Here is a 22285-nt window from a genome sequence, read left to right as displayed (position 1 = left end):
TGTCAATTCTAAAATGACGAATATCCCACAAAGACACTAAGATCACAATGCTTTATTCTTAGTGTTCTCCGTGCCTTTGTGGGAATATTGATAAAGACTTAACAGACTTGATATAACACTGGCATCTTCGTAAAAGCAACAATTAAATTATTGCCCCATTTGCATGGCATCCTGTGTTGCAGTGCTCTTGTTATTTTGGCGTTTGAATAACGACATATCCATTTTACCAAAGTGATAAGTGAAAGTCAACCGTACCATTTGCGGGTTGTTTAACCTGCTGTAGTCCTGGATGAAATAACGGCCCACGGAGTATTGATCCTGTATACGGGTTCTGAAGATATCACTAAAGCTGAGACTTACAGAAGCTGCATTGTTTTTAAGAAAGCTTTTTCTCACGGCGATGTCAGTGCCCCAGCGGGAACGTATATAACCTTGAGAAGAACTTTGTGCCTGCCCAAAAGGTCCGCCGCCTCCGGGGCCACCCTGGTTATTATTTATCGGAAGATTTGTTTTGCTTTGATAGTCTGCAGACAATTGTATGGTGAATGATTTCGGCAATTTAAAATTACTGTTGAACTTGCCGAACCAACTCACAATCGCATCCTGCGATGTGCTTCCTGCAATGTTATCGGTATTTATCTTTGAGTTATATACGTTCACATTAGTAGTGATATCCCACCATTTAGTAAGCGTGTTTATTGAGGTTACTTCAGCGCCATAAGAGTAACTTGAATTAGCATTGATGTAAGAATTGATCACATCTTCTTTACCGGTAAATGGATTCGTGCCTTGGCTCAGGTAACGTGTGATCAGGTTATCAGTATGCTTGTAATAGATAGAACTTAACAAGCTGTTGTTCCCCTTAAATGTTTTACTATAGCTCATTTCAAACGAGTTGGTAAATTCGGGAACAAGATCAGGGTTGCCGCGGGTGATATTCAGGCTATCTGTATAATCAGTATATGGTATCAACTGAAAGAAGTTCGGCCTGTTAATACGGCGTGTATAACTGAATTGCAACTCCTGTTTACTTTTTAGTTTCTGGCTAAGAAATAAAGATGGAAATAAACTTACAGGATATTTATTGCTGAATTTTTCGCCGGTGTTTATTAACTGCCCGTCGTAGTTAGAACTTTCTGCCCGAACGCCAACCTGGTACCCGAAATCTTTAATAGCGCTCTTAACGCTCACGTAGGCTGCATAAACATCGTCGGTGCTTTTGTAATTGTTGGTGGCCGCGGCTATCTTAACCAGGTTACTCACGGTGGTGCCTGTGAAGTTATCGTTGTTACTAACGGTCTGGTGTACCTGCGCTCTTAAACCGGTTTCCAGTTTCGATTGTTTTTGTTTTCCGAAGGGTAAGGTATAATCGGTTTGAGCGGTGAAAAACTTAATGGTTCCGTCGCTGACAACCTGTTGAAGCTGCGTGCCGCCAATACTGCTTCCATCAAGATAATTAGTTGTATATAAAGAATTGCCTGAATTTTTTCCTGAAAAATAATTTGCATCAGCGGTGAGTTGCTCTCCTTGTTTTGGAAAGTTATATACATAATCCAACTGCAAACCATTTGCATTGAATGACCTGGTACCTGAAGTGTAACGCACACTGTTGGCACTTTTTATACCAGAGTTTAGCAGGCTATCAGTTGTTGCATTAATGGTTTCATTTGGGTTGAAATTGCCATGCACTTTAACAAGGCCCAATGAAATAGTTGCCCTATTGGTTACATAGTAATCAAGCCCCAATTTACCAAACATGAAAGCCCCGGTTTGTTTATTAATATCGCTTTGAAAAACGTGGGTCTGCGTATCGCCCAAATTTAAGCGGTCGGTAGTTCCTGTATTTACTCCTTTCATCTGGTGCAACATTCCGGCTGCAGAGAAGTTTATTTTATTTTGTCTCACGTTAAAATTAGCACCGGCATTTATCGCTCCCCGGCTATCGACTCCTGCAGACAGATTTCCATTGTAACCGGTTTGTTTATTCTTCTTTAAAACGATATTAAGAATGCCTGCGTTGCCACCCGATGCATCATATTTTGCGGATGGATTGGTAATTACCTCCACACTCTGAATAGCATCAGCAGGTATCTGGTCGAGAGATAAAGTTGTCGGGCGTCCGTCTACATAAATCTGCGGAGCAGCATTTCGCAATTTCACATTGCCATCTACATCTACCTGAACGGAAGGTACATTGCGCATTACATCCAATGCGGTTCCCCCGGCGCTTACAATGTTCTTTTCAACATTAAAAACTTTCTTATCAATATCCAGCTTTAGCGCTGGTGCGGCACCAGTGATGGTAACTGTAGTTAAGGTCTTTGTATCCGTTTCAAGCTTAATGTTGCCAAGGTCTTTATCAAATGAAGGAACGCCTGAAGGAGGACCTGAAGGAATACCTGAAGGAGTGCCTGGCTGCATTTTCGGCATGAACGAAACTTCCTGTTGTAAAGATGTGTAACCGCTGCTGCTGATTCTTAATTGCAACTTGCCCATAATTGGCAGTTGGGCAAAATCGAAATCGCCATTGCTCTTGGTGGTCATTCCTTTTTCTAAAATCATTTTCATTTTTTTTGTGGCGGTATCCATTTTTTGGTGCAGAACCAATACGGAAGCGCCTTCAACAGGTTTGCCATCGGCATCAGTTATTTTGCCATAAATATGGCCCGCATTTTTTATTTCAGCAGGCATAGCGTGTGGCATTTGCGCATACAGGCGGCCCGTTATGATGATAACAACAATTAGTAAAAGAAATTTTTTCATTATCTGTTTATTTGAATACGAAAGTAATTCCCGTTAACCGGTGTTTTGGGCAAATGAGATGAGGTGGCAAAATGTTGCGACGAAACCAGCCAATTTCAAATAGGGAATTTGCAGGGGGTAAAATTTACAATTTACCGGTGAGTGCAGTTACTGCATCGCGGTAAGTATCGCTGAGCGGAAGTTCCAGCGAATCGATAAACACGCTGGATTTGCGGATGGCCGTAATAAACGAAACCGAAGCGATATATGATTTATGAATGCGGATAAATTCTGTAGGTGGCAATTCTTCTTCGATGGTTTTCATGGGCATCCGCGTTACTACGGGATGTTGTGTGCTCTTTAAGTGGATCTTAATGTAATCCTTTAAGCCTTCAATGTAAATAATATCCGAACGGGTAATTTTGAGAAGGCTATAGTCAGCATTCACAAAAAAATAATCTGGTCCTGCCGAGGGGCTGGTGCTTTTTTGATTTGTTTTTAGGTCAAATAGTTCCTTTGCCTTATTACAGGCTTTTATAAACCTGTCGAGTGGTACGGGCTTTACGAGGTAATCCGTTACATCAAGGTTAAAGCCATCCAGTGCGAATTTCTTATAAGCCGTTATTAAAATAATCATTGGTTTTACCGTCATGCTTTCTATAAACTGCAATCCCGTAAGTCCCGGCATTTGTATATCTAAAAATATCAGGTCAACGGATTGATCCTGCATTATCTTCATGGCGTCCATCGCATTGTCGCACGAACCAATTAGCTGCAGAAATGGTATTTTACTGATGTTATCTTCCAGTAGTTCCAGCGCTAATGGCTCGTCATCAACTGCAAGGCAACGTATCATCAGGTTAAATTTATTTGTAGCGAAATCGTAAAAATGCTGTTGTCTTTTATTATATCCAGTTTGTAGTTCCCCGGATGCAAAAGATCCAGCCTTCTTTGCACATTTGCCAATCCAATGCCACTTGCTTTATCTTGTATTTGCAAAGATGCAGGATCGTACGTGTTGCTTACACGAAAGTAAAGAATATTGCCGGCCGTTTTTAATTCAATATCTATCTGCGGATTTTCAATAAACCCCGTGCCATGCTTAAATGCATTTTCTACAAAAGGTATCAATAGCATCGGATCAATTTCATACATTTTATCTGCCTTACACATGCTTACAGTAACTACCACTTTTTTACTTAACCGTTGCTGCTGTAGGTCAATATAGCTTTGAAGATATTCTGTCTCACTTTCAAGCGATACCTTTTCTTCATCAGTTTCATAAAGCATATAACGCATTAACGATGAAAACTTAATCAGCGAGGGCTCTAATTCATCTGACTGTTTTCGTGCCAGCGAAACCATATTGTTTAATACATTAAACATAAAATGCGGGCTGGCCTGTGAACGCAATAACGACAACTCTGTTTTTAAATGTTCCTTCTCCTTCTCACTCGCCAACTGGTCTGAAATAAATTTATCCCTGATAGTTTTATAGGCGATGCTGCACGCCAGTATAAATAAGAAAATGAAGGTGCTTACAAACAGGTGATCATTAAACGAAAAATGAATTTTATTCTTTGCAAGGTTCACCCATAACGACCATACCATCGTAACGTATAGAAAAAAGTAAGCCACGACGGATACGCTATACACCGCATATTTCTTTTTATACAACAAACGTGGTATAAGCATGAATGCATTCAAATAGAAAAACGTAATTAATAATGCATCGCTGATGCGTGATATAACAAATATGATATTGGCATCGATGGATTGTGCAGATTTTGCTTCATTGGGATTGTGCGCAGGCCGCAATAAAGCGGGTAATGAAAACAACAATATCCACGCTGTAGCATGCAGCAGTATCGTCATCCATTTATTTGAGTACCATGCTTTTTTCATAACCTTCCGGTGCGGCGATAAATTTTTACAGATGTTTGTTGATAGAATTTTTTTTCAATCCATAAACATAGAAACATTATCAATATATTTTAATAAAAATGAGACAAATAACGAAAATACCGCGACAAAGCACCGTCAATGGTGCACCCTTTTCGCAAAGTAATTCTTATTTCCAAAATGGCATTGAAGTTTACGGCCGGCGTACACGCAGCAGGAAATGACGATTTGATTTCAATACAGTGAAATAATATGTTTACTTTCCGGCAAAAATAAAACTGCAATTTTGAGAAGACTTCTGTTTGGTGTAAAAACACTTTTTTGTATTACATGCCTGGTGGCGTGTAATTCTACCGGTAAAAAAGAAACGGCCGTAAAAAATATAGACGGTGCCGCCGATTCAATTGAAGTGAAACTTGAATTAATCAACAACACAGTTGATATTCCGGTTGAATTTAAAGCATCACCTGATACCACACACAGGATGTTCATTACCGATAACAAAGGCAAAATCCGGGTTATTAAAAATGATTCATTACTGGCTAAACCATTTTTGAATATCTATGATAAACTGGGACCACAGGATAAAAATTCTTTGGTTGGAACTATTTTCAGTCTTGCATTTCATCCACAGTTTGCTACTAACGGTAAATTTTATATTTGTTATAATTCACCTTCCAAAATTCGCGGTAACACTTGCAGCATGGTTGTTTCACAATTCACAACAAGCAAGTCTGACCCTGATGTTGCTGATCTGAAGTCGGAACGCAACGTACTTGAGCTGGAAGGAAAAAATATTCAAAATAATGGCGCACAAATGTTATTCGGGCCGGATGGATTTTTATATATTTCTGTTGGTGACGATAAAGGTATTGATAGTGCCTACCAATATCATGCACAGGATTTAAGTTTGTTAAATGGCAAATTACTCCGTATTGACGTAACTAAATTACCTTATACCATACCCGCAGACAATCCATTTGTTGGGGTAAAAAATGAAAGGCCCGAAATATGGGCGTACGGCTTTCGTAAATTATGGCATTATAGTTTTGATCCGTTAACCCGCCAGCTAATTGGTGGCGATGTAGGTGAAAACAAAGACGAAGAAATTGATATCGTAAAGAAGGGAGCTAACTATGGCTGGCCTGTAATGGAAGGTGATAGCGTTTTCCAGAAGGCCGGGAGTGCCAATAAATCTGCGTATACCGCTCCCGTTAGTACTTACACGCATAATACGGGAATATGTGTTATTGGCGGAAATTACTACTATGGAAATGACATTCCTTCACTGAAAGGCAAATATGTCTTTGCTGATTTTAACGGAAACTTGTTTGCTCTTACGAAAACTGCTAACGGAAACTGGATAAGGAACCCATTGAAAATAGTTAACAAACCAACGGAGCCATTATTAATTTGTGGCTGCAATGTTGATGAAAATAATGACTTGTTTATTATGGGAATGTTGAATGGCAAAACAGCAACAAAAGGAGCAGTATATAAAGTCGTGAAAATGTGAAGACTTGCCGGGAGATCATAATTCTATTTTTTTAAAACCTGTGAGGTTTTCGAAACCTCACAGGTTTATGCTGGAGAGGATGGCGAATTGACGAAAAAAATTATTTACAAAGAGGGTAGCCCGTTACTTACCAGGAAAATATTATAAGTTAATCTAAGCTTATCTAAGTAAAACATATGTCCTTGTGGAATTAGTGATGGCAGTATCAAGAAAATTTTGTGCCTTAAGTGTATCATAGGCATCGTTGGTTTGAAGGAGAAATGGTCCGTCATAAAAGGTGGCAGTTTCGTTTAATCGTTTAACCAAAATACTGTCAGCGTAAAATATTGCTATAAAACGGTAACCATTTGCCAGGCTTGTATCTGCTGTCTGTTGCCATTGATTTGCTGCATAATAGATAACAGCCCGCTGATTATTTACATTGGTAATGATAGTATCCTTGTGCGTCTGCTGATCTATCCATGTTGTTTGTGGGGTAGCGGAGGCTGCAAAAGGTGGCTTGTCGCAACCTGCGGCCAAAAACGCAATAAATAATAAAAGATATTTCATATTCAAAATGACACGCAAAAACGTTGAGATGTTGCACGGCATCAGTGCGCTGTCGGTTGGCTGGTTTCACAATTTTGCTTAAACCTCGATTGCCTTATTACGAAGTTGGTTAAGTCGCTCAAATCATCCTTTATTCATTGTAACTCTCCGGTTGCATGAGGCTGCGATAACGTTCTTCAACCTATTTCAAAATATTTTTCTATTTATTTTGTTGTCTTGGCACCCATTTTTTCGCCGAGCTTTTCATATGCTGCGTCATTGGGTTCCCATAGTTCAATTTTATTGCCCTCTATGTCCATAATATGAATGAATTTTCCGTAATCAGCTGTTTCAACTTTGTCTACAATTGTTACACTGTCCTTTCTGAGTTGCTCCATAAGTGGTTCCAGGTTTTCAACTCTATAGTTAATCATAAAATCTTTCGCTGAAGGCTCAAAGTATTTCGTCTTTTCATTAAAAGGGCTCCACTGGGTAAAGCCTTTTTTTGTTGAATCGGCGCCTTGCCTCCACTCAAAAACTGCCCCGTAATCGTTAGCGTTTAAACCAAGATGAGTTTGATACCATTCTCTGACTTTTTTGGGATCCTTGCATTTAAAAAAAATGCCGCCGATGCCCGTTACCCTTTTGAATGGTTGTTCGTGATTATTATTTGTCATCACAGACTTGAAAGCAAATCCAAGTGCAAATGTGGCAATAAAGCTGAGAGTGATCCATATTCTTTTTTTCATTTGTTAATATTTTAGACTTGAGATGGTTGCCAATTTCGCTTGCCGCTAGTTGCTGCAAGAATGCATCTTAAAACTAAATAATTGCTTCAATGACTCCAAATGGAGTTTATTTTCGAATAGGCAAGGACGTTGTGTCGGGGCGTGAAGCGGTTTTTTTTCGAAGGGCACGAAAAGCCAGACGTCAACCCACCCATCGTTCTGGTGACAGGCGAGGTTGCGTGCAGCCAGCCGGAATCTTTTAATTATTTTTTTATTTCGTAGCAAAGTTCCACCATCCCATTCTTGTAGGCTGTCACATCCTTTAGGTGCAGTGCCTGTTCTTGTTCTAGTTGGACAAAAAAAGGTGTTCCGTCACCCAATATAATGGGCAGAATTGTTTTTCTTATTTCATCCGCTAAATTTAAACGCATGAATTCTTTTGTTAGTTGAGCGCCTCCTACGAGCCAAACATTTTTAAAGTTTGGCTTTATTCGTTCATTAACCAATTTTTCCAGGTCACCCGAATAAAATTCAATGTTCTCCCTCTCAACCGGCAGTGTTCTGTTAGTTACTACAATTGTGGGTGTTTCTCCATATGCCCACCCATACAATTTTGAAAGTGCAAGGGCATGTTCGTATGTCCGCGATCCCATGATATAGCAGTCTATTGTTTCAAGAAGCTCTTCGGGGTTTTGCCCGGAAACACCTTTGTCATAGTTGTCTGATGTGTCAAACCACGACACGCTGTTATCTCTTTTGGCGATATAGCCGTCAAGGCTCGCAACCATATGTATGGTTATTTTAAAAGCGTCCGTTGCCATCAATTATCGTTTGAAAATATGCGTTGTTGAACTGTTGCCGGATTTATTAAATGATTGTGTCTCTACCGATGATTTTAAAAATTGTGCTGTTGTGCAACTGCCGAACATTCCCGGTAACCCTTCAGTATTTGTAGAGGCATGGCTGGGTAAAGTGGAACATTAAAAAAAATTAATTCGGCGAAGTATTGAAATTGAATTTAGGCATCCGGAATTTCCGGCTCAACTAATTTGGCCAATTTTTCTAAAGATTCCTGCCAGCCTAAATAACACATTTCTGCCGGTATCATGGGAGGAATATCCTGCTGCAGAATCTTTATTTCGGTGCCACACGAGACCCTTTTTAGCTCAACAGAAGTAGTCATTTCACCCGGAAGGTTAGGGTCATCAAATTTATCGGTATACTTTAAAAACTCATTGGGTTTAACCTCCAGGTATTTCCCGCCGAATGAATGGCCATTGCCGGTAGAAAAATTATGAAATGACATCCTGAAAATTCCTTCCACTTTCACATTCATTTCATGCACCGTACAGAGAAAGCCGTAGGGCGGCAACCAGGATGCGATTGCATTTGCTTCAGTAAACGCACGATAAACTTTTTCGGGTGGTGCTTTTAGGACTCTTTGTAACGATACGCTGTTGTTTGCCATAAAAAATTTTGTTTAATTTCTGTTTATTTGATTTTTCCATTTCGTCAAACTTCACAAATTTAAATAGTTTTCTTACCCGGTTGCCGGCCACATTTTTTTACTGTAGCAGGATTAATTATCCCGATATCAACTCTTGATCGACGCAGCTTAAAACTAAACAATTGCACCAATTACGCAAAATGACGTTCATTTATGAGACGCTAAACCTGCGAAGTTTTTGAAAACCTAACAGGTTTACAAGGGTTTAAGCCTGCACATCGTTCCTGCAGCCTGACTTCAGTTTATTCTTCAATTTGCCATGCCGGATTATGACCAATTTCCCAAAGGTGTCCGTCTAAGTCCTGGAGGTAACCTGCATAACCGCCCCAAAAAGTTTTCTGTGCCGGCTTAATAATTTTTGCGCCCGCCTTTTTAGCTTCTTCCATCACAGTTACAACTTCGTTTTCACTGTTTACAAAGTATCCAATAGAGAATTCGGTTGCACTTTCGGGCTGTAATTTTAGTTTACTATCCCATGCTAAATTTTTTCTTTCATATAGGGACAACTTCATTCCATTGTCAAGGTCAAAAAGCACTACTTCACCGTTTTCAAATTCGGTGCCTATAATACCCTTTGTCTTCCAGCCGAGCCCGTTTTGATAAAATTTCATGGATTTTTTTAAGTCGTTTACTCCGAGTGTAAGAATGTTTATTCGCTGTTTCATTATTTTGTTTTTTGTCTGGAAGTCATCATAGTTTTTGACTGTCGCTCTCACAGGATGAGTTACTTCACTAACACAAAATACCAATAAAAGTGCCAAATACTGCTATAGGTAATGTCGTTATGAGATTGCCGCTAATTTCTGATTAAGCCTCACTGGTATGAAGCACATAAGGAAAATAAACTCATAGATTTATTCTATCATTTCATAAATATTATCAATTATAGCTATCTAAAGATTGTTGTAAGTTTGAAGTTCAAACAAACTAAAATTTATTTACGATGGAAAATAATAAGCACCCACACAGCCCGGCAAATCATAAGGTTTGGGAAGTAAACGAATCAACCAAGTGCCCGTTTATCGGTGGAGCTTTAAAATTTACAGCAGGAACCGGCACATCTAATAGCGACTGGTGGCCGAATCAATTAAGCTTAAAAATTCTTCGCCAGCATTCCTCCTTGTCTGACCCTATGGATAACGGTTTTAATTATGCAGAAGAATTTAAGAGCCTTGACCTTAATGCGGTTAAACAAGACCTTTTCGATTTGATGACGGATTCCCAGGAATGGTGGCCGGCTGACTATGGTCATTATGGTCCGTTGTTTATAAGGATGGCGTGGCATAGCGCAGGTACGTATCGCATCGCTGACGGCCGCGGCGGCGGAGGCTCCGGCACGCAACGTTTTGCACCCTTGAATAGCTGGCCGGATAATGCTAACCTTGATAAGGCTCGATTACTGCTATGGCCTATCAAGCAGAAATATGGAAGAAAGATTTCATGGGCAGACCTGATGATTCTTGCCGGTAATTGCGCACTCGAATCGATGAAGTTTAAAACTTTTGGTTTCGCTGGTGGCCGGGAAGATGTTTGGGAGCCGAAAGAAGATATTTATTGGGGATCGGAAGGCAAGTGGCTTGACGATAAGCGTTACACGGGTAATCGTGAATTGGAAAATCCGTTAGCCGCCGTACAAATGGGACTTATCTATGTGAATCCCGAAGGTCCTAACGGAAAGCCTGATCCTGTGGCCGCCGCCATTGATATTCGCGAAACCTTTGGCCGCATGGCCATGAACGATTATGAAACCGTTGCGCTAATTGCCGGCGGACACACCTTTGGTAAAACACATGGTGCCGGCGATCCAAAAAAATATGTTGAAGCAGAACCTGCCGGCGCAGCTATAGAAGAACAAGGCCTCGGCTGGAAAAATACTTTTGGAAGCGGTAATGCAGGCTACACAATTACCAGTGGCATCGAAGGCGCGTGGACTACTTCGCCAACGAAGTGGAGTAATAACTTTTTTGAAAATCTTTTTGGATATGAATGGGAATTAACCAAAAGCCCGGCCGGTGCTTTTCAATGGAAACCAAAAGATGATGCGGGAGCAGGTTTAGTTCCGGATGCACATGATCCTGCAAAACGCCACGCACCTTTTATGCTTACAACCGACCTGGCTTTAAAAATGGATCCCATTTATGAGCCTATTTCAAGATATTTCTATGAGAACCCGGATGAATTTGCAGATGCCTTTGCAAAAGCATGGTTCAAACTGACGCATCGCGATATGGGTCCCAAGGCCCGGTATCTTGGACCCGAAGTTCCTGCGGAAGATTTGATCTGGCAAGACCCGATTCCAGCTATTAATCATGAACTGGTTAATGACCAGGACGTCGCTGCACTGAAAGAGAAAATACTTAATTCAGGACTTACTATTCCTGAATTGGTATCAGCGGCTTGGGCGTCTGCATCTACATTCCGCGGCTCTGATAAACGCGGTGGTGCCAATGGTGCACGCATTCGCCTTGCACCTCAAAAAGACTGGAAAGTGAATAATCCTGTGCAACTGCAGAAAGTATTAATAACGTTGGAGGGTATTCGAAAAGATTTCAATGACGCTCAGCCCGGTGGTAAGCAGGTTTCAATTGCCGACCTTATCGTTTTGGGCGGATCAGCCGCAGTTGAACAAGCTGCAAAGAACGGAGGTAATGATGTAAAGGTACCGTTTACGCCGGGACGTTCCGACGCATCGCAGGAGCAAACAGATATATCATCCTTTGATGTGTTGGAGCCAACAGCAGATGGCTTTCGCAATTATGTGAGAACAAAATACGCTGTAAAGACAGAAGAAATGCTGGTGGATAAAGCACAACTATTAACGCTGACTCCGCCGGAGATGACGGTGCTCGTTGGTGGCATGCGGGTTCTTGATACTAATTTTGATCATTCACAACTTGGTGTCTTCACCAAGCGTCCCGGGCAATTGACAAACGACTTCTTCGTAAATCTGCTGGATATGGGCACAACATGGAGGACCGTTTCAGAGGATGGCGAACTGTTTGAAGGTCGCGATCGCAAAACAGGAAACGTGAAGTGGACGGGCAGCCGTGTTGATCTCATCTTCGGTTCCAACTCAGAGCTTCGTGCGATTGCCGAAGTATATGGATGTTCAGATTCTCAAAAAAAGTTTGTAAAGGATTTTGCAGCAGCATGGACGAAAGTGATGAATCTTGATCGTTTTGATTTGGCATGAAATTTTGATGATGCGGTTAGATAAAAAATTAAAATTAGCAGGTGACCTGGAAACGGATCACCTGCTTTAATTTTTCTATGCTATCCGATATTTTTGCATTTCCCACAAGAATATTAGCTGGACCGAGGTAAAGAGCCCCTAACATTTTGAATGATTTCATTTTTTATGAATCGTTATTAAGTGGTGAACAATTTCAGGCAAAGCAAATAAGGCCGTGAGTTAGCAGGCGTTTAATACCTGTAAAAATCACAATCATCTTCATCGCATAGTAGTTTCCGTAAAGTGGTATCTTTTAGCACATCAATGTAGTCCATTGGTTTTCTATTTACATAAATGGTTCTGTAAACCAGTCGTATCCCATGGCTGTAATCCACATACCAGTTTACGTGCCCGGTGTACAAAGGCTGAATGGGCATGCCATCCATTTTGTGCCAGCCAAAAATAGCCACACGATTCGGTTTAGGGTCTCTTGAAATTTTACCGCTTATAACCACATCTTTTTTTATTCCAGCTATCAATCCTTTTCTTAATCTTCGCTGGCCTTCAATAATGAGGTTGTGCTGGTACATGGTAACGGCGCTGTCACGAAAAGCATACATTGGTACGGGTTCCAATTTCACTTTGGCGGCTTGATAAATATCATTCACGATTTTTCTTGTTGGTAAAAAACAATGCAGGCTGTCTGCAATCAATTGCGCTGTCATGGGAGTTAAAGGAATTCTTGCAAAATCCTTGTTGGCGCCTACCGATAAATAATCAGGCAGCACAAAATAAATGGCTGTTATCTTTTTTCCTCCGGCAGTAATTATAGATGTTTTTATTTTCACAAATTTTCTTAAAAAAGAAGGCACATTACCCTGGAGAATTTCATTCTTTGCCATATCCTCTCGTTGTGTCCTGTCAATAGTAAAAACACTTTTATAAAATTCACTTCCCGTTTCTGCAGTGGCAGCCCGTGCAGGAAGTGCCAGGTGCTTTGGAGAATTGCATGATGAAATAAAAATTAAAATTATAAACGAAAAGCCCGTTCTTAACATCTTCAAAAATTTATTCAAATTACGAACGCGGGATACGATTAACCAAATAAAGATTATTTCAGAAACAATGTTCCTTCGCAGTTGACAGGGGTACGCTGATCCAAACCTGGGCCGGCTAATTCTTTTTCTTTAGTACCTGGTTATAAGCCGACAGGAGAGCCTCGTACACAAATTCTTTTGCCACCTTGCTCAATTCAAATGTAGTAGCTCCTTTTTCGCCCCATTTGTTTGGAACGGGGTAGATGTTTACAGCATCCATTTTACAAAAGATTGCTTGTTCTTTAGGAGTCAGGAATATGTTTGCGGTATTATTCGCCGCCAGGTAAGTGGCAAACATTCGTTTACCAATTACATTAAACCCAATTCTATCGAAATGAGGTTTTTGCCCGGTACCCGGAAATGAAAGGGCCAGTTTTGCAAATGCATCACCTGTTATCATTTGTTTGTTTAAGCTTGCAGCCACACATTATTTATCTGCAATGTTGTTGAATGGGAAAATTATACAACTAATGTAATACAAAAGTTCAATAGAATTTTACATCGGATCATTTTGAGTGAACAGAGCGTTATTTTAGATCTTCTTGTAACTGAAGTAAAAATTTTATCAAGGAAATTTAAAATATATTTGCATATACAAATAAAATCACTTTATCTTTGTGGCATAAATGAAAGCGTCCGAAAGCAGATATTCTTCCTGTGTTTATTTTTCTTCTGCGGCATTTGCCCGCAAGGTAGAAAAGCTAGCAGTCGAAAGCTGGAAGCGTGTTGGCCTTTCTCCCAGCCATGGTTACCTGCTGATGAATGTTATTGACGAACCGGGTATACAACCGGGCGCATTGGCAGACCAGCTTCAGCTGCAACCGAGTACCATTACACGTTTTATTGAAAAGCTGGAAGAAAAAAAATTAGTGGTGCGCACAACAGACGGCAAACTTACTAACGTGTATCCTACACCTAAAGCAAAAGAAATGCAGGCTGGTTTAAAGAATTGCGTGCAGGTTTTTGATGAAACATGCAGTGGTCTTTTTGGAAAAGATGAAATGAGAAAATTTGTTTCTGTGTTGAACAAAATGTCAGATAAAGTGAAAGAATAATTTTTTTTAACCTTATACTTGTATATACAAATAAATTAAGGGAATATTCGAACAGGTGAAAATAAACAGTAAAGTATTGGTAGGGCGGCCAACAATAACTGACCACACAATTAAAACTTAACACCATATTATCAAACATAAAATCAAAGAAAATGAAGTACGTTATCACGGGGTCACTGGGAAATATCAGCAAGCCTGTAGTTCAAAAATTAATTAATGCAGGGCATGATGTAACTGTAATTACATCAAAACAAAAAAACGCAACGGCCATTGAAGCACTTGGCGCAAAAGCAGCGGTGGGTTCTGTAGAGGATCCTGCATTCTTAACCAAAACATTTACCGGCGCAGATGCTGTTTACACAATGGTTCCACCAACCTACGCCGCCACAAATTGGAAAGGTTGGATTGGAGGCATTGGAAAAAATTATGCTGATGCCATAAATGCTGCGGGCATTAGGTATGTGGTAAACTTAAGCAGTATTGGCGCACACAGAAATGATGGGGTTGGCCCGGTAAGTGGCTTGCATCTTGCAGAGCAGGCACTCAATACGTTAACTGATGTAAACATCCTTCATCTTCGTGCAGCCTATTTCTATCCAAATCTTTTTAGCAATATCGGTCTTATAAAGCAGGCTGGCATTATGGGCGCAAACTTTGCGGTTGCCGACAATAAATTCCCAATCGTTGATCCGGCAGATGTAGCCGCTATAGCAGCAGACGAATTGTTGCAACTGAATTTTACAAGACATACCGTTCGTTATATTGCGAGCGATGAAGTTTCGACAAATCGTATTGCGGCTGAAATTGGTAAGGCTATCGGGAAGGCTGATTTGAACTGGGTTCCGTTTACAAGTGAGCAGGCATATGATGGAATGAAAGGAGCGGGGCTACCCGAAGAAGTTGCGAAGAATTATGTTGAAATGAACAATGCTATCAATAGTGGAATCATGAATGAAGATTACTGGATAAATCATCCGTCAGCTTTGGGCAAAACAAAACTCGAAGACTTCGCCAGGGTTTTTGCAGCTGCATATATCGCTAATTAATTTATTAATAAGAATCATGAGGTACGAAAGAGTGGATTGACTATGTTGAAAGTATTTTAAAATTTTATCACTAATAAAACTTGCATTTATGAAAATAGGTATCGTAGGTTCCGGTATTGTTGGACAGGTATTAGCCAAAGCATTCACATCAGAAGGCCATGATGTAACGCTGGGAACACGCAACACGACAAAAGCAGAAGTAGTAAAATTTAATAATGAAACCGGAATCTCCATAGCAGATTTTGAACACACTGCGGCCAAAGCCGAGTTAATTGTTTTGGCAACTAAAGGAAGCGTTGCAGAGGAGGCATTGAACCTTGCTGGCATCAAAAATCTTTCGGGCAAAATTATTATTGATGCGACAAACCCTATTGCTGACAAGCCGCCCGTTAATGGCGCGTTACGGTTTTTCACTTTAATGAATGAATCACTAATGGAAAGCCTGCAAAAGCTTGCGCCGGAGGCCAGGTTTGTAAAAGCATTCAATAGTGTTGGCAATGGTGTGATGTATAAACCACAATATGCGGGAGGGCAACCAACAATGTTCATCTGTGGTAATGATGACGCGGCCAAGAAGACGGTCACGAATATTCTCACCTCATTTGGCTGGGAAACAGAAGACATGGGTAAAGCGGAACTGGCAGGAAGTATCGAAGCATTATGTATTCTTTGGTGTGCGAAAGGGTTCAATAACAACATGTGGAATCATGCATTTAAATTGCTGAAGAAATAGAATTCGAGGTAGTTATTTTTCCATGCAATAAACTTATTTTATGCAGGCGCTGGCATTTAAGCAACTGCTTCCGGCATCGGTATAACGGGTAAGGATAAATGTACTTGAAACATTTGCAGATGTCAGCGCTATTGCTATCAGCTCTTTTGGCAAATAGCTGAAAAACAGAATTGTTCAACTGCCCAAATGGTTAAAATCTTTATCGGTTGGTTTGATAATCGTTACCGGGGGAGATTTTTATGAAATACCTTTGGCGCTTTTAAGCGGGATGCGTAACAGCCAGTCAAACAACAAATTCTTTCTTATCCTCATCCTGGGGTTGCTTACCGCCATAGGCCCTTTTTCTATTGATATGTACCTGCCGGCCTTCCCGGATATAGCAAAAACTTTGCACACCTCCGTATCGCAGGTAATGCTTTCGCTCTCCAGTTTTTTTATTGGAATTTCTGCCGGGCAGTTATTGTACGGTCCTCTGCTGGAAAGGTATGGCAGAAAAAAGCCGATGTATGTGGGGTTGAGCATATACCTTCTTGCCTCAATAGGTTGTGGTATGGCGAGCTCGGTAAATTCATTAATTATATTCAGGCTGCTGCAGGCATTGGGAGGCTGTGCAGGTATGGTGGCAGCACGGGCTGTTGTAAGGGATTTGTTTGAAGTGAAGGAAAATGCCAAAATATTTTCCATGCTCATGCTGGTAGTGGCTGTGTCACCCATAATTGCACCTACGCTTGGTGGTTATGTTACTTCCCTGCTTGGATGGCGGTATGTTTTTTTCATACTTATTATTATTGATATAGCTATCATTGTAGGTGTATATTTTCTGCTACCGGAGAGTAAGAAGCCCGATCCTGATTTTTCATTAAGGGCCGGCGCCATAATTAAAAACTTCGCAGGAATTATAAAGCATCCGCAGTTTTACACCTATACGTTAACAGGAGCAATTGCTTACGCAGGGCTATATGCATATATCAGCGGTTCGCCCTATGTGTTTATGGAAATTTTTAAGGTAAATGAAAAGCAATATGGGTTGATATTTTCCGTAATAGCGATGGGGGTTATTGGGTCGGCACAGGTAAATAACCTGGCGCTGCGAAAATATTCCAGTGAACAAGTAATTAAAATAGCAACCCTTTGCCAAAGTATTGTTGGCATCGTGCTGGCTGTCATGAGTTATTTTGGCTGGGGCGATTTATACAGCACTATCCTTCTCATCTTCCTTTTTTTAGGCGGACAAGGATTCATCTTTCCTAATGCTTCTGCGCTTTCGTTAGCGCCGTTCCCGCATACCGCCGGCAGCGCCTCGGCACTCATGGGGGCTATTCAAATGGGCATTGGTGCAGGCGTATCGGCGCTGGTAAGTGTTTTGCAAAATGGTACGCGGGTGCCTATGACTGCTGTGATGGCGTGCTGTGCTACTACGGCATTTGCCAGCTACTTTTTAGGTCGTAAACTGATCATTTACCGGGCAGGGATAAACGCAGTGGAAGAAGAAGATGTGGAAATGGTGAGTACGTTATAAAGGTTTTGAATCAGGATGATTTTATGATTTTTTTTCAAAATAATTTTAGCATCCAATAAAAAATAAAAAATGGAAATTAAAAGAATCGGTTCACAACCTTCCGGCAAAGGACCTGACGATTGGTTCACCGGGACCGTGCGCATTGACGCCTTGTTTCAGAGAGAGGCTCCGGCACGTGTAGCTGGCGCCAGTGTTACATTTGAGCCCGGAGCAAGAACAGCATGGCATGCTCACCCGCTCGGGCAAACGCTGCTGGTAACCTTTGGTTGCGGCTGGGCGCAACGGGACGGCGGACCTGTTGAAGAGATCCATCCGGGTGATGTGGTTTTATTTGCACCTGGCGAAAAACATTGGCACGGAGCTTCTGCAACTACCGCAATGACACACATCGCCATCCAGGAAAGCCTCGATGGTAAAGCGGTTGAATGGATGGAGAAGGTTAGCGATGAACAATACCAGAAGTAATCGCAGTAATCGGTTTAGTACAGAAACTGCGGAGAAGGGTTTGTAATTATTTTGATAAATCTTTCACCCTGATATTTCTAAACTGAACAACAGATCCATGTCCTAAGAAGCCGATATGTCCCGTTTCACGTTTCAGGCCCGGATGCTCTTTGCCATCCATGGTTCCTTTTTCGCGGGCTTCGGTGATGTCAGCGTCGGTAATGACGGTGCCATTTAATATCACTTTTATTTTTGGACCCTTTGCAATGATCTCTTCATAATTCCATTCGCCTACCGGTTTTAAATAGCCAGTCTTTGCAGGCACCACACCGTATATCGAACCATGATATTGATATGGATGAAGATCTTTGTACTCAGCAGCAGTGTTATCCAATATCTGTATTTCCATACCAACGTAGGCGGCATCACCTTCCAACGGAGCCCTTATGCCTACTCCATTGTTGGCACCTGGCGTTAGTTTAAATTCAAAACGGAAATCAAAATCACTGTACTCTTCTTTCGTATAGATATTTCCTCCACTACCTTTTTCAGGATGTATCGTTATCGTACCATTTTCGGGAATATAACTTTGAATGTTGCCTGTCCACTGATCCATTGATTTTCCGTCAAATAATAAAGTGTATCCCTGGTTTTTTTCTTTTTTTGATAATTGATTTGACATGGCATTTTTTGATGAACCACAGGAAGTAAAGACCAGCGCAGGGATTGCTAAGCAGAGGAATAATTTTGATTTCATTATTAATTTTTATGGGTGATTATTGCATGTGTTATTCAGAATATATATATGAGAAGTCTCAATGTTATTTCATCTTATCCAGGCGGCCAACAATAAACGCACCCAGCTTTTCATAACCAACAGCATTAGGATGTAATCCGTCTAAATAAAGTGACTCATCAATTTTGCCATCTTTCTTAATAAAAAGATTCCGTGCATCTGCATAGTTTACTTTCGTTTGTGTCGCTACGTTAGCCACCAGTTTATTCAACTGTACAATTCTTTCTTCCATATCCCGTCGTGGAAAAATACCCATTAAAAGTATACCGGCGTTGGGTTGTTTTATTTTTATCTCCTTAATTAAAAACTGTAATCCCGCTGCTATTTCATCGTTGGTGTTTAGCTGTAGATTGTTGGTGCCGATCATCAACACAATGTGTTTTGGAGAAATACCATCCAGTTCGCCATGATATATACGCCATAAAACATTTTCGATTCTATCCCATCCGAAGCCCATGTTAGTCGTCATCCGCAGAGAAAAATATTTTTCCCATGAGTCACTGCCGTTGTGTCTTGCTTCGGCGGGTGGACCTCCCCAAAAATGAGTGATGGAATTGCCTATTAAAATCAGCTTTGGCGGATGCAGTTTATTGTACTGCATTACCTGATTGTGTCTTGTTTCCCAATCGTACGTAGCAGCATCGCGACGTTGAGTAACCGGAATAGTAGTGGACAGAGGTCCTTCATCCTCTTTTAAAATAGTTTTTATTTCCTTCGAGTATGCGTCGGCGTAATGCATCATGCCGATATCGTTGGGATGCGTACCATCTACAGTTGATTCTATATCCTGGCTAATTGCCTCTTTGGACAACCGGAATATATTTTTTACCCCGGCGGCAACCAATGAATCGAAAGTTTGAATGAAGACTTTGTTGGTTGAAACGTATTCATTTTTACGCACGGGGTTTATATCTCCGTCGGTGTAGCCATCATGGTCTGCAAGAAGAATCGGAATGTATGGCTTCTTAATTTGCAATTCATTTATTGAAGAAACGATTCTTTTCTTTAATTCCCCGGTTGCATAATAATCGGGAGACGTTAGATTGGGCAGGCAATCCAACACATACATTTTTGCATCAATTTCTGATAACAGGTCAATCATTTCTTTTTCCAATCTTCCATTGCCTGAAAAGGCGAGGTTGATAACGGGCCTGTCTAATTTTCTTGCTAAAATATTCGTCCATGCAAGTCCGGGCCTTGAAGCACAACCGCCCTGTGCGATGGATGTTCCGTATACAACTATTGGTTTATCGGTGCGAACACGCAATGGTTTAAACATCGTCTCTTTCGGGACAGTTATTTCCATCCATTTTACTGAATTATATAAGGGGAGATATAAAGTATATTCCCGGTTTTTAACATGTTGGTCGTTCGGTAACAGATTTTTAAAATGATAAGTGATCGTGTCTCCGAATGAATATCTGCCCGCGGCCCAAAGCCAACCTCCATCAATTGTTTTCGAATACAAATCGATACCGCTTACGCCGGTGGCGGGCATGTGGGGCATTTGCAAAGATCCCGTTACCTGGTATTTTATTATGATTTCGCTTGCATTGGTTTGAAAGCGAATTTGCAGGCCGGCACTGTTCTTTGATAGATTCCAAACCGCTTCCCGTACTGATGTTTCAGCCCTTGCCGGCAAGCGATCATAAAAATCTTTTACTTCGTGTGGCCATGCCTGTCCTTCCAACACCTGCATGCTATCGTTCGCCGGGTTCCATGTTTTATATTCAATTGAATTTTGTGAAAAAGAAAATTGAAAACTTGTGATCATCGCAAGCAAAAGAGAGGCCTTTATCTTCATTGACAATTGTTTGGGATTATTTCTAACGAATAAAGAGAATTTATTTCCAGCACAAATTAATTTATTTATGTTTTTTCCAATTGATATTGGTGAATACAATTTGCGAATATCCGTCTCTTTCATACAAGACCCCGATTTCATTTTTATTTAGTTTCACAATATCGGAATATGCGGTGAAATCTTTTTTATTATTACCATCACTTTTATCAATTAAAATATTTTTCTTCCAGGTGATTCCCTCATCAAGACTAATGCGAAGCGTTAGGTGGTTCCTGTTCACGGTGTCTGCAGCATTTGAAAATGCAAGCACCTCTTTTCCGTTTATAGTGCCAATGTTCACTATGCTTCCTTCACACACCGGGTCGGGTAAATGTTTATCAAATGAAAAACTGCTCCATGTTTCACCGCCGTTATAACTCCTCGCAACTATTCTTGCCTTTACATTTCCCTGCTGATTTCTTGCATTTAATATTAAGCCGTTATTCGAAACTTCAGCGGCTGTTGACTCATTCCCGCCGGGTAAATTTACAGTTTCACTTAAATGAAATGTCTTGCCGTGGTCATCAGTATAATATCCGTGAGCAAAGTAATCTTCAAAATTTCTCTTCGGTTCTCCTTCAGAATGATTGGCCGCGACATAAATTCTTCCTTTGTATTTTCCGCTTAACAACTGAAGTGCGTGGCCCGGCGTATTTGCATTGCTTCTCCAGTCTTCCAGAAAATTATATGCGGGGTTTATAAGTGGTTGCTTAGGCCGGTGAACCTGTGTTGTAATATTCACAGGTTTGCTCCAGTTTTCACCTCCATCAACAGAAATTTTGTACCAAACTTCTCTTATTCCTTTTCCTCTCCTGATGTCTCCTTCGGGTTTGTTGCCAGTATTATAAAAAAGAAAGATTTTTCCTTTCGGGTACGCTGTGTCCGTTATATCTACCACCGGCGCCGGGTTACCGGCTTGCAAGCTATCAATGTCTACAATCGTTCTTAAGAGTCCCCAAGTTTTGCCATGATCCCGGCTGCGTTTCATAACGATATCAATGTCGCCAAAGTCGCCGGAGCCATGCACACGGCCTTCGCAAAACGCAAGTAAGTCGTTGTTTGGTAGTTTGATGATAGCCGGAATGCGGTAACTTTTATGACCTTCTTTTCCTGAAACAAAAACAGGAATTTTTTGCTGTGCAGTTGCGGTAAGGAAAGAACCTGCCGCAAGTAACATCGATATCAATTTAATTTTCACTATAAAATAATTTAAAACTAATTGGAAATATTCTATGTCGGTCAATTTTGGCTGGAGTTCAGGAAAATTGTTTCCAGGTGGTCTCATTCTTAAATATCGCCCACTTAATCAAGAAATCAACCCGAATATTCAATTCTTATTTTTTTTCCGGGGAAATATAAAAATCTTTAAGGAGATTATTAAGACTCACTCCTTTGATGACTTTTTGGACCTCCTGGTAAATATTGTCTACAAACATTGTATAAAAATCCGCGTGAAGGGATTTTAAATTTTCAACACGATCTAAATCAAAAAGCATGAAATTTATTTTTACATTTTTTTTAGCAGGAATTACATGTATTGGATTCGCACAGTGGAGCGATACACACAACCAATTTTACGACAGTCTTCACATGTCAGTTTGTACACAAACAAAAGAGCAACTTGAAAACTTTGTCCTCCAAAGTTTTCCGGACAGTG

The 22285-nt window shown here is 40.7% G+C and carries 22 protein-coding genes; 8 read left to right on the top strand and 14 right to left on the bottom strand.

Annotated features, from left to right (window positions below; genetic code table 11):
* Positions 1 to 147: 147 nt before the first annotated feature.
* The 3 genes from ACO1O5_RS00615 to ACO1O5_RS00605 form a co-directional block, all read right to left on the bottom strand.
* On the bottom strand, positions 148 to 2763 hold the full coding sequence (locus ACO1O5_RS00615) for an outer membrane beta-barrel protein (RefSeq protein WP_486267424.1): 2616 nt from the start codon (positions 2761 to 2763) through the stop codon (positions 148 to 150).
* A 124-nt stretch (positions 2764 to 2887) separates the two neighbouring features.
* Positions 2888 to 3598: a LytR/AlgR family response regulator transcription factor gene (locus ACO1O5_RS00610; RefSeq protein ID WP_486267422.1), complete on the bottom strand. Its 711-nt coding sequence runs from the start codon at positions 3596 to 3598 to the stop codon at positions 2888 to 2890.
* On the bottom strand, positions 3598 to 4647 hold the full coding sequence (locus tag ACO1O5_RS00605; RefSeq protein WP_486267420.1) for a sensor histidine kinase: 1050 nt from the start codon (positions 4645 to 4647) through the stop codon (positions 3598 to 3600). Before ACO1O5_RS00605 ends, ACO1O5_RS00610 begins: the two co-directional genes overlap by 1 nt.
* 283 nt (positions 4648 to 4930) lie before the next feature.
* On the opposite strand from ACO1O5_RS00605, the gene ACO1O5_RS00600 reads away from it, so the two are divergent.
* A complete protein-coding gene (locus ACO1O5_RS00600) occupies positions 4931 to 6160 on the top strand; it encodes a PQQ-dependent sugar dehydrogenase (protein ID WP_486267418.1) in 1230 nt (409 codons plus the stop codon).
* Positions 6161 to 6319: 159 nt separating this feature from the next.
* Here the strand turns inward: ACO1O5_RS00600 and ACO1O5_RS00595 are convergent, their stop codons facing one another.
* From ACO1O5_RS00595 to ACO1O5_RS00585, 3 genes are all read right to left on the bottom strand, one after another.
* The gene (locus tag ACO1O5_RS00595; RefSeq protein WP_486267416.1) at positions 6320 to 6709 is read right to left on the bottom strand and encodes a hypothetical protein; all 390 of its coding nucleotides are present in this window, start codon (positions 6707 to 6709) and stop codon (positions 6320 to 6322) included.
* A 203-nt stretch (positions 6710 to 6912) separates the two neighbouring features.
* Complete coding sequence (locus tag ACO1O5_RS00590) at positions 6913 to 7437, bottom strand: VOC family protein (protein ID WP_486267414.1); 525 nt, start codon at positions 7435 to 7437, stop codon at positions 6913 to 6915.
* Between the two features lie 242 nt (positions 7438 to 7679).
* Positions 7680 to 8204, bottom strand: a complete 525-nt coding sequence (locus ACO1O5_RS00585) for a dihydrofolate reductase family protein (protein ID WP_486267412.1) — start codon at positions 8202 to 8204, stop codon at positions 7680 to 7682.
* A 4-nt stretch (positions 8205 to 8208) separates the two neighbouring features.
* Between ACO1O5_RS00585 and ACO1O5_RS00580 the strand changes: the two genes are divergently transcribed.
* A complete protein-coding gene (locus tag ACO1O5_RS00580) occupies positions 8209 to 8400 on the top strand; it encodes a hypothetical protein (RefSeq protein WP_486267410.1) in 192 nt (63 codons plus the stop codon).
* Positions 8401 to 8434: 34 nt separating this feature from the next.
* On the opposite strand, the gene ACO1O5_RS00575 is transcribed toward ACO1O5_RS00580, so the two are convergent.
* Positions 8435 to 8884, bottom strand: coding sequence for an SRPBCC family protein (locus tag ACO1O5_RS00575; protein WP_486267408.1), 450 nt, complete (start codon positions 8882 to 8884; stop codon positions 8435 to 8437).
* 281 nt (positions 8885 to 9165) lie between these two features.
* Entirely contained in the window at positions 9166 to 9588 is a 423-nt protein-coding gene (locus tag ACO1O5_RS00570; protein WP_486267406.1) for a VOC family protein, read from the bottom strand.
* Positions 9589 to 9866: 278 nt separating this feature from the next.
* Between ACO1O5_RS00570 and katG the strand changes: the two genes are divergently transcribed.
* Entirely contained in the window at positions 9867 to 12116 is a 2250-nt protein-coding gene (gene katG, locus ACO1O5_RS00565) for a catalase/peroxidase HPI (protein WP_486267404.1), read from the top strand.
* Between the two features lie 34 nt (positions 12117 to 12150).
* Here katG and ACO1O5_RS00560 read toward each other — a convergent pair whose 3' ends face one another.
* The 3 genes from ACO1O5_RS00560 to ACO1O5_RS00550 form a co-directional block, all read right to left on the bottom strand.
* Positions 12151 to 12276 (bottom strand): hypothetical protein, encoded by a 126-nt coding sequence (locus ACO1O5_RS00560; protein WP_486267402.1) that lies wholly within the window; start codon positions 12274 to 12276, stop codon positions 12151 to 12153.
* Positions 12277 to 12346: 70 nt separating this feature from the next.
* Positions 12347 to 13153, bottom strand: coding sequence for a hypothetical protein (locus tag ACO1O5_RS00555; RefSeq protein ID WP_486267400.1), 807 nt, complete (start codon positions 13151 to 13153; stop codon positions 12347 to 12349).
* Between the two features lie 115 nt (positions 13154 to 13268).
* Positions 13269 to 13592, bottom strand: coding sequence for an MmcQ/YjbR family DNA-binding protein (locus tag ACO1O5_RS00550; protein ID WP_486267398.1), 324 nt, complete (start codon positions 13590 to 13592; stop codon positions 13269 to 13271).
* Between the two features lie 226 nt (positions 13593 to 13818).
* Here ACO1O5_RS00550 and ACO1O5_RS00545 point away from each other — a divergent pair, with 226 nt between their 5' ends.
* The 5 genes from ACO1O5_RS00545 (at position 13819) to ACO1O5_RS00525 (ending at position 18010) form a co-directional block, all read left to right on the top strand.
* Positions 13819 to 14247, top strand: coding sequence for a MarR family winged helix-turn-helix transcriptional regulator (locus ACO1O5_RS00545; RefSeq protein WP_486267396.1), 429 nt, complete (start codon positions 13819 to 13821; stop codon positions 14245 to 14247).
* 152 nt (positions 14248 to 14399) lie between these two features.
* A complete protein-coding gene (locus ACO1O5_RS00540) occupies positions 14400 to 15293 on the top strand; it encodes an NmrA family NAD(P)-binding protein (protein WP_486267394.1) in 894 nt (297 codons plus the stop codon).
* A gap of 61 nt (positions 15294 to 15354) precedes the next feature.
* Entirely contained in the window at positions 15355 to 16026 is a 672-nt protein-coding gene (locus tag ACO1O5_RS00535; RefSeq protein ID WP_486267487.1) for an NADPH-dependent F420 reductase, read from the top strand.
* A gap of 211 nt (positions 16027 to 16237) precedes the next feature.
* Entirely contained in the window at positions 16238 to 17545 is a 1308-nt protein-coding gene (locus tag ACO1O5_RS00530) for a Bcr/CflA family multidrug efflux MFS transporter (protein ID WP_486267392.1), read from the top strand.
* Between the two features lie 69 nt (positions 17546 to 17614).
* Positions 17615 to 18010 carry a (R)-mandelonitrile lyase gene (locus ACO1O5_RS00525; RefSeq protein ID WP_486267390.1) on the top strand — a complete coding sequence of 132 codons (396 nt, stop codon included), beginning with the start codon at positions 17615 to 17617 and terminating at the stop codon, positions 18008 to 18010.
* A 46-nt stretch (positions 18011 to 18056) separates the two neighbouring features.
* Here ACO1O5_RS00525 and ACO1O5_RS00520 read toward each other — a convergent pair whose 3' ends face one another.
* The 3 genes from ACO1O5_RS00520 to ACO1O5_RS00510 all read right to left on the bottom strand — a co-directional run bounded on the left by ACO1O5_RS00520 (position 18057) and on the right by ACO1O5_RS00510 (position 21826).
* Entirely contained in the window at positions 18057 to 18746 is a 690-nt protein-coding gene (locus ACO1O5_RS00520; protein WP_486267388.1) for a 3-keto-disaccharide hydrolase, read from the bottom strand.
* A 64-nt stretch (positions 18747 to 18810) separates the two neighbouring features.
* The gene (locus ACO1O5_RS00515; protein ID WP_486267386.1) at positions 18811 to 20589 is read right to left on the bottom strand and encodes an SGNH/GDSL hydrolase family protein; all 1779 of its coding nucleotides are present in this window, start codon (positions 20587 to 20589) and stop codon (positions 18811 to 18813) included.
* Positions 20590 to 20650: 61 nt separating this feature from the next.
* The gene (locus tag ACO1O5_RS00510; protein ID WP_486267383.1) at positions 20651 to 21826 is read right to left on the bottom strand and encodes a sialidase family protein; all 1176 of its coding nucleotides are present in this window, start codon (positions 21824 to 21826) and stop codon (positions 20651 to 20653) included.
* Positions 21827 to 22285: the final 459 nt, after the last annotated feature.

The organism is Ginsengibacter sp. (assembly GCF_057362405.1).
Note: the sequence above shows the minus strand (reverse complement) of the source record. Positions and strands in the feature narration are given on the sequence as shown.

Coding starts and splice junctions, on each gene's coding strand:
- ACO1O5_RS00560 (WP_486267402.1), bottom strand. CDS start 12,276: ATGAAATCATTCAAAATGTTAGGGGCTCTTTACCTCGGTCCAGCTAAT.
- ACO1O5_RS00545 (WP_486267396.1), top strand. CDS start 13,819: ATGAAAGCGTCCGAAAGCAGATATTCTTCCTGTGTTTATTTTTCTTCT.
- ACO1O5_RS00515 (WP_486267386.1), bottom strand. CDS start 20,589: ATGAAGATAAAGGCCTCTCTTTTGCTTGCGATGATCACAAGTTTTCAA.
- ACO1O5_RS00520 (WP_486267388.1), bottom strand. CDS start 18,746: ATGAAATCAAAATTATTCCTCTGCTTAGCAATCCCTGCGCTGGTCTTT.
- ACO1O5_RS00525 (WP_486267390.1), top strand. CDS start 17,615: ATGGAAATTAAAAGAATCGGTTCACAACCTTCCGGCAAAGGACCTGAC.
- ACO1O5_RS00570 (WP_486267406.1), bottom strand. CDS start 9,588: ATGAAACAGCGAATAAACATTCTTACACTCGGAGTAAACGACTTAAAA.
- ACO1O5_RS00615 (WP_486267424.1), bottom strand. CDS start 2,763: ATGAAAAAATTTCTTTTACTAATTGTTGTTATCATCATAACGGGCCGC.
- ACO1O5_RS00555 (WP_486267400.1), bottom strand. CDS start 13,153: ATGTTAAGAACGGGCTTTTCGTTTATAATTTTAATTTTTATTTCATCA.
- ACO1O5_RS00590 (WP_486267414.1), bottom strand. CDS start 7,437: ATGAAAAAAAGAATATGGATCACTCTCAGCTTTATTGCCACATTTGCA.
- ACO1O5_RS00595 (WP_486267416.1), bottom strand. CDS start 6,709: ATGAAATATCTTTTATTATTTATTGCGTTTTTGGCCGCAGGTTGCGAC.
- ACO1O5_RS00540 (WP_486267394.1), top strand. CDS start 14,400: ATGAAGTACGTTATCACGGGGTCACTGGGAAATATCAGCAAGCCTGTA.
- ACO1O5_RS00580 (WP_486267410.1), top strand. CDS start 8,209: ATGGTTATTTTAAAAGCGTCCGTTGCCATCAATTATCGTTTGAAAATA.
- ACO1O5_RS00575 (WP_486267408.1), bottom strand. CDS start 8,884: ATGGCAAACAACAGCGTATCGTTACAAAGAGTCCTAAAAGCACCACCC.
- ACO1O5_RS00585 (WP_486267412.1), bottom strand. CDS start 8,204: ATGGTTGCGAGCCTTGACGGCTATATCGCCAAAAGAGATAACAGCGTG.
- ACO1O5_RS00550 (WP_486267398.1), bottom strand. CDS start 13,592: ATGATAACAGGTGATGCATTTGCAAAACTGGCCCTTTCATTTCCGGGT.
- katG (WP_486267404.1), top strand. CDS start 9,867: ATGGAAAATAATAAGCACCCACACAGCCCGGCAAATCATAAGGTTTGG.
- ACO1O5_RS00605 (WP_486267420.1), bottom strand. CDS start 4,647: ATGAAAAAAGCATGGTACTCAAATAAATGGATGACGATACTGCTGCAT.
- ACO1O5_RS00610 (WP_486267422.1), bottom strand. CDS start 3,598: ATGATACGTTGCCTTGCAGTTGATGACGAGCCATTAGCGCTGGAACTA.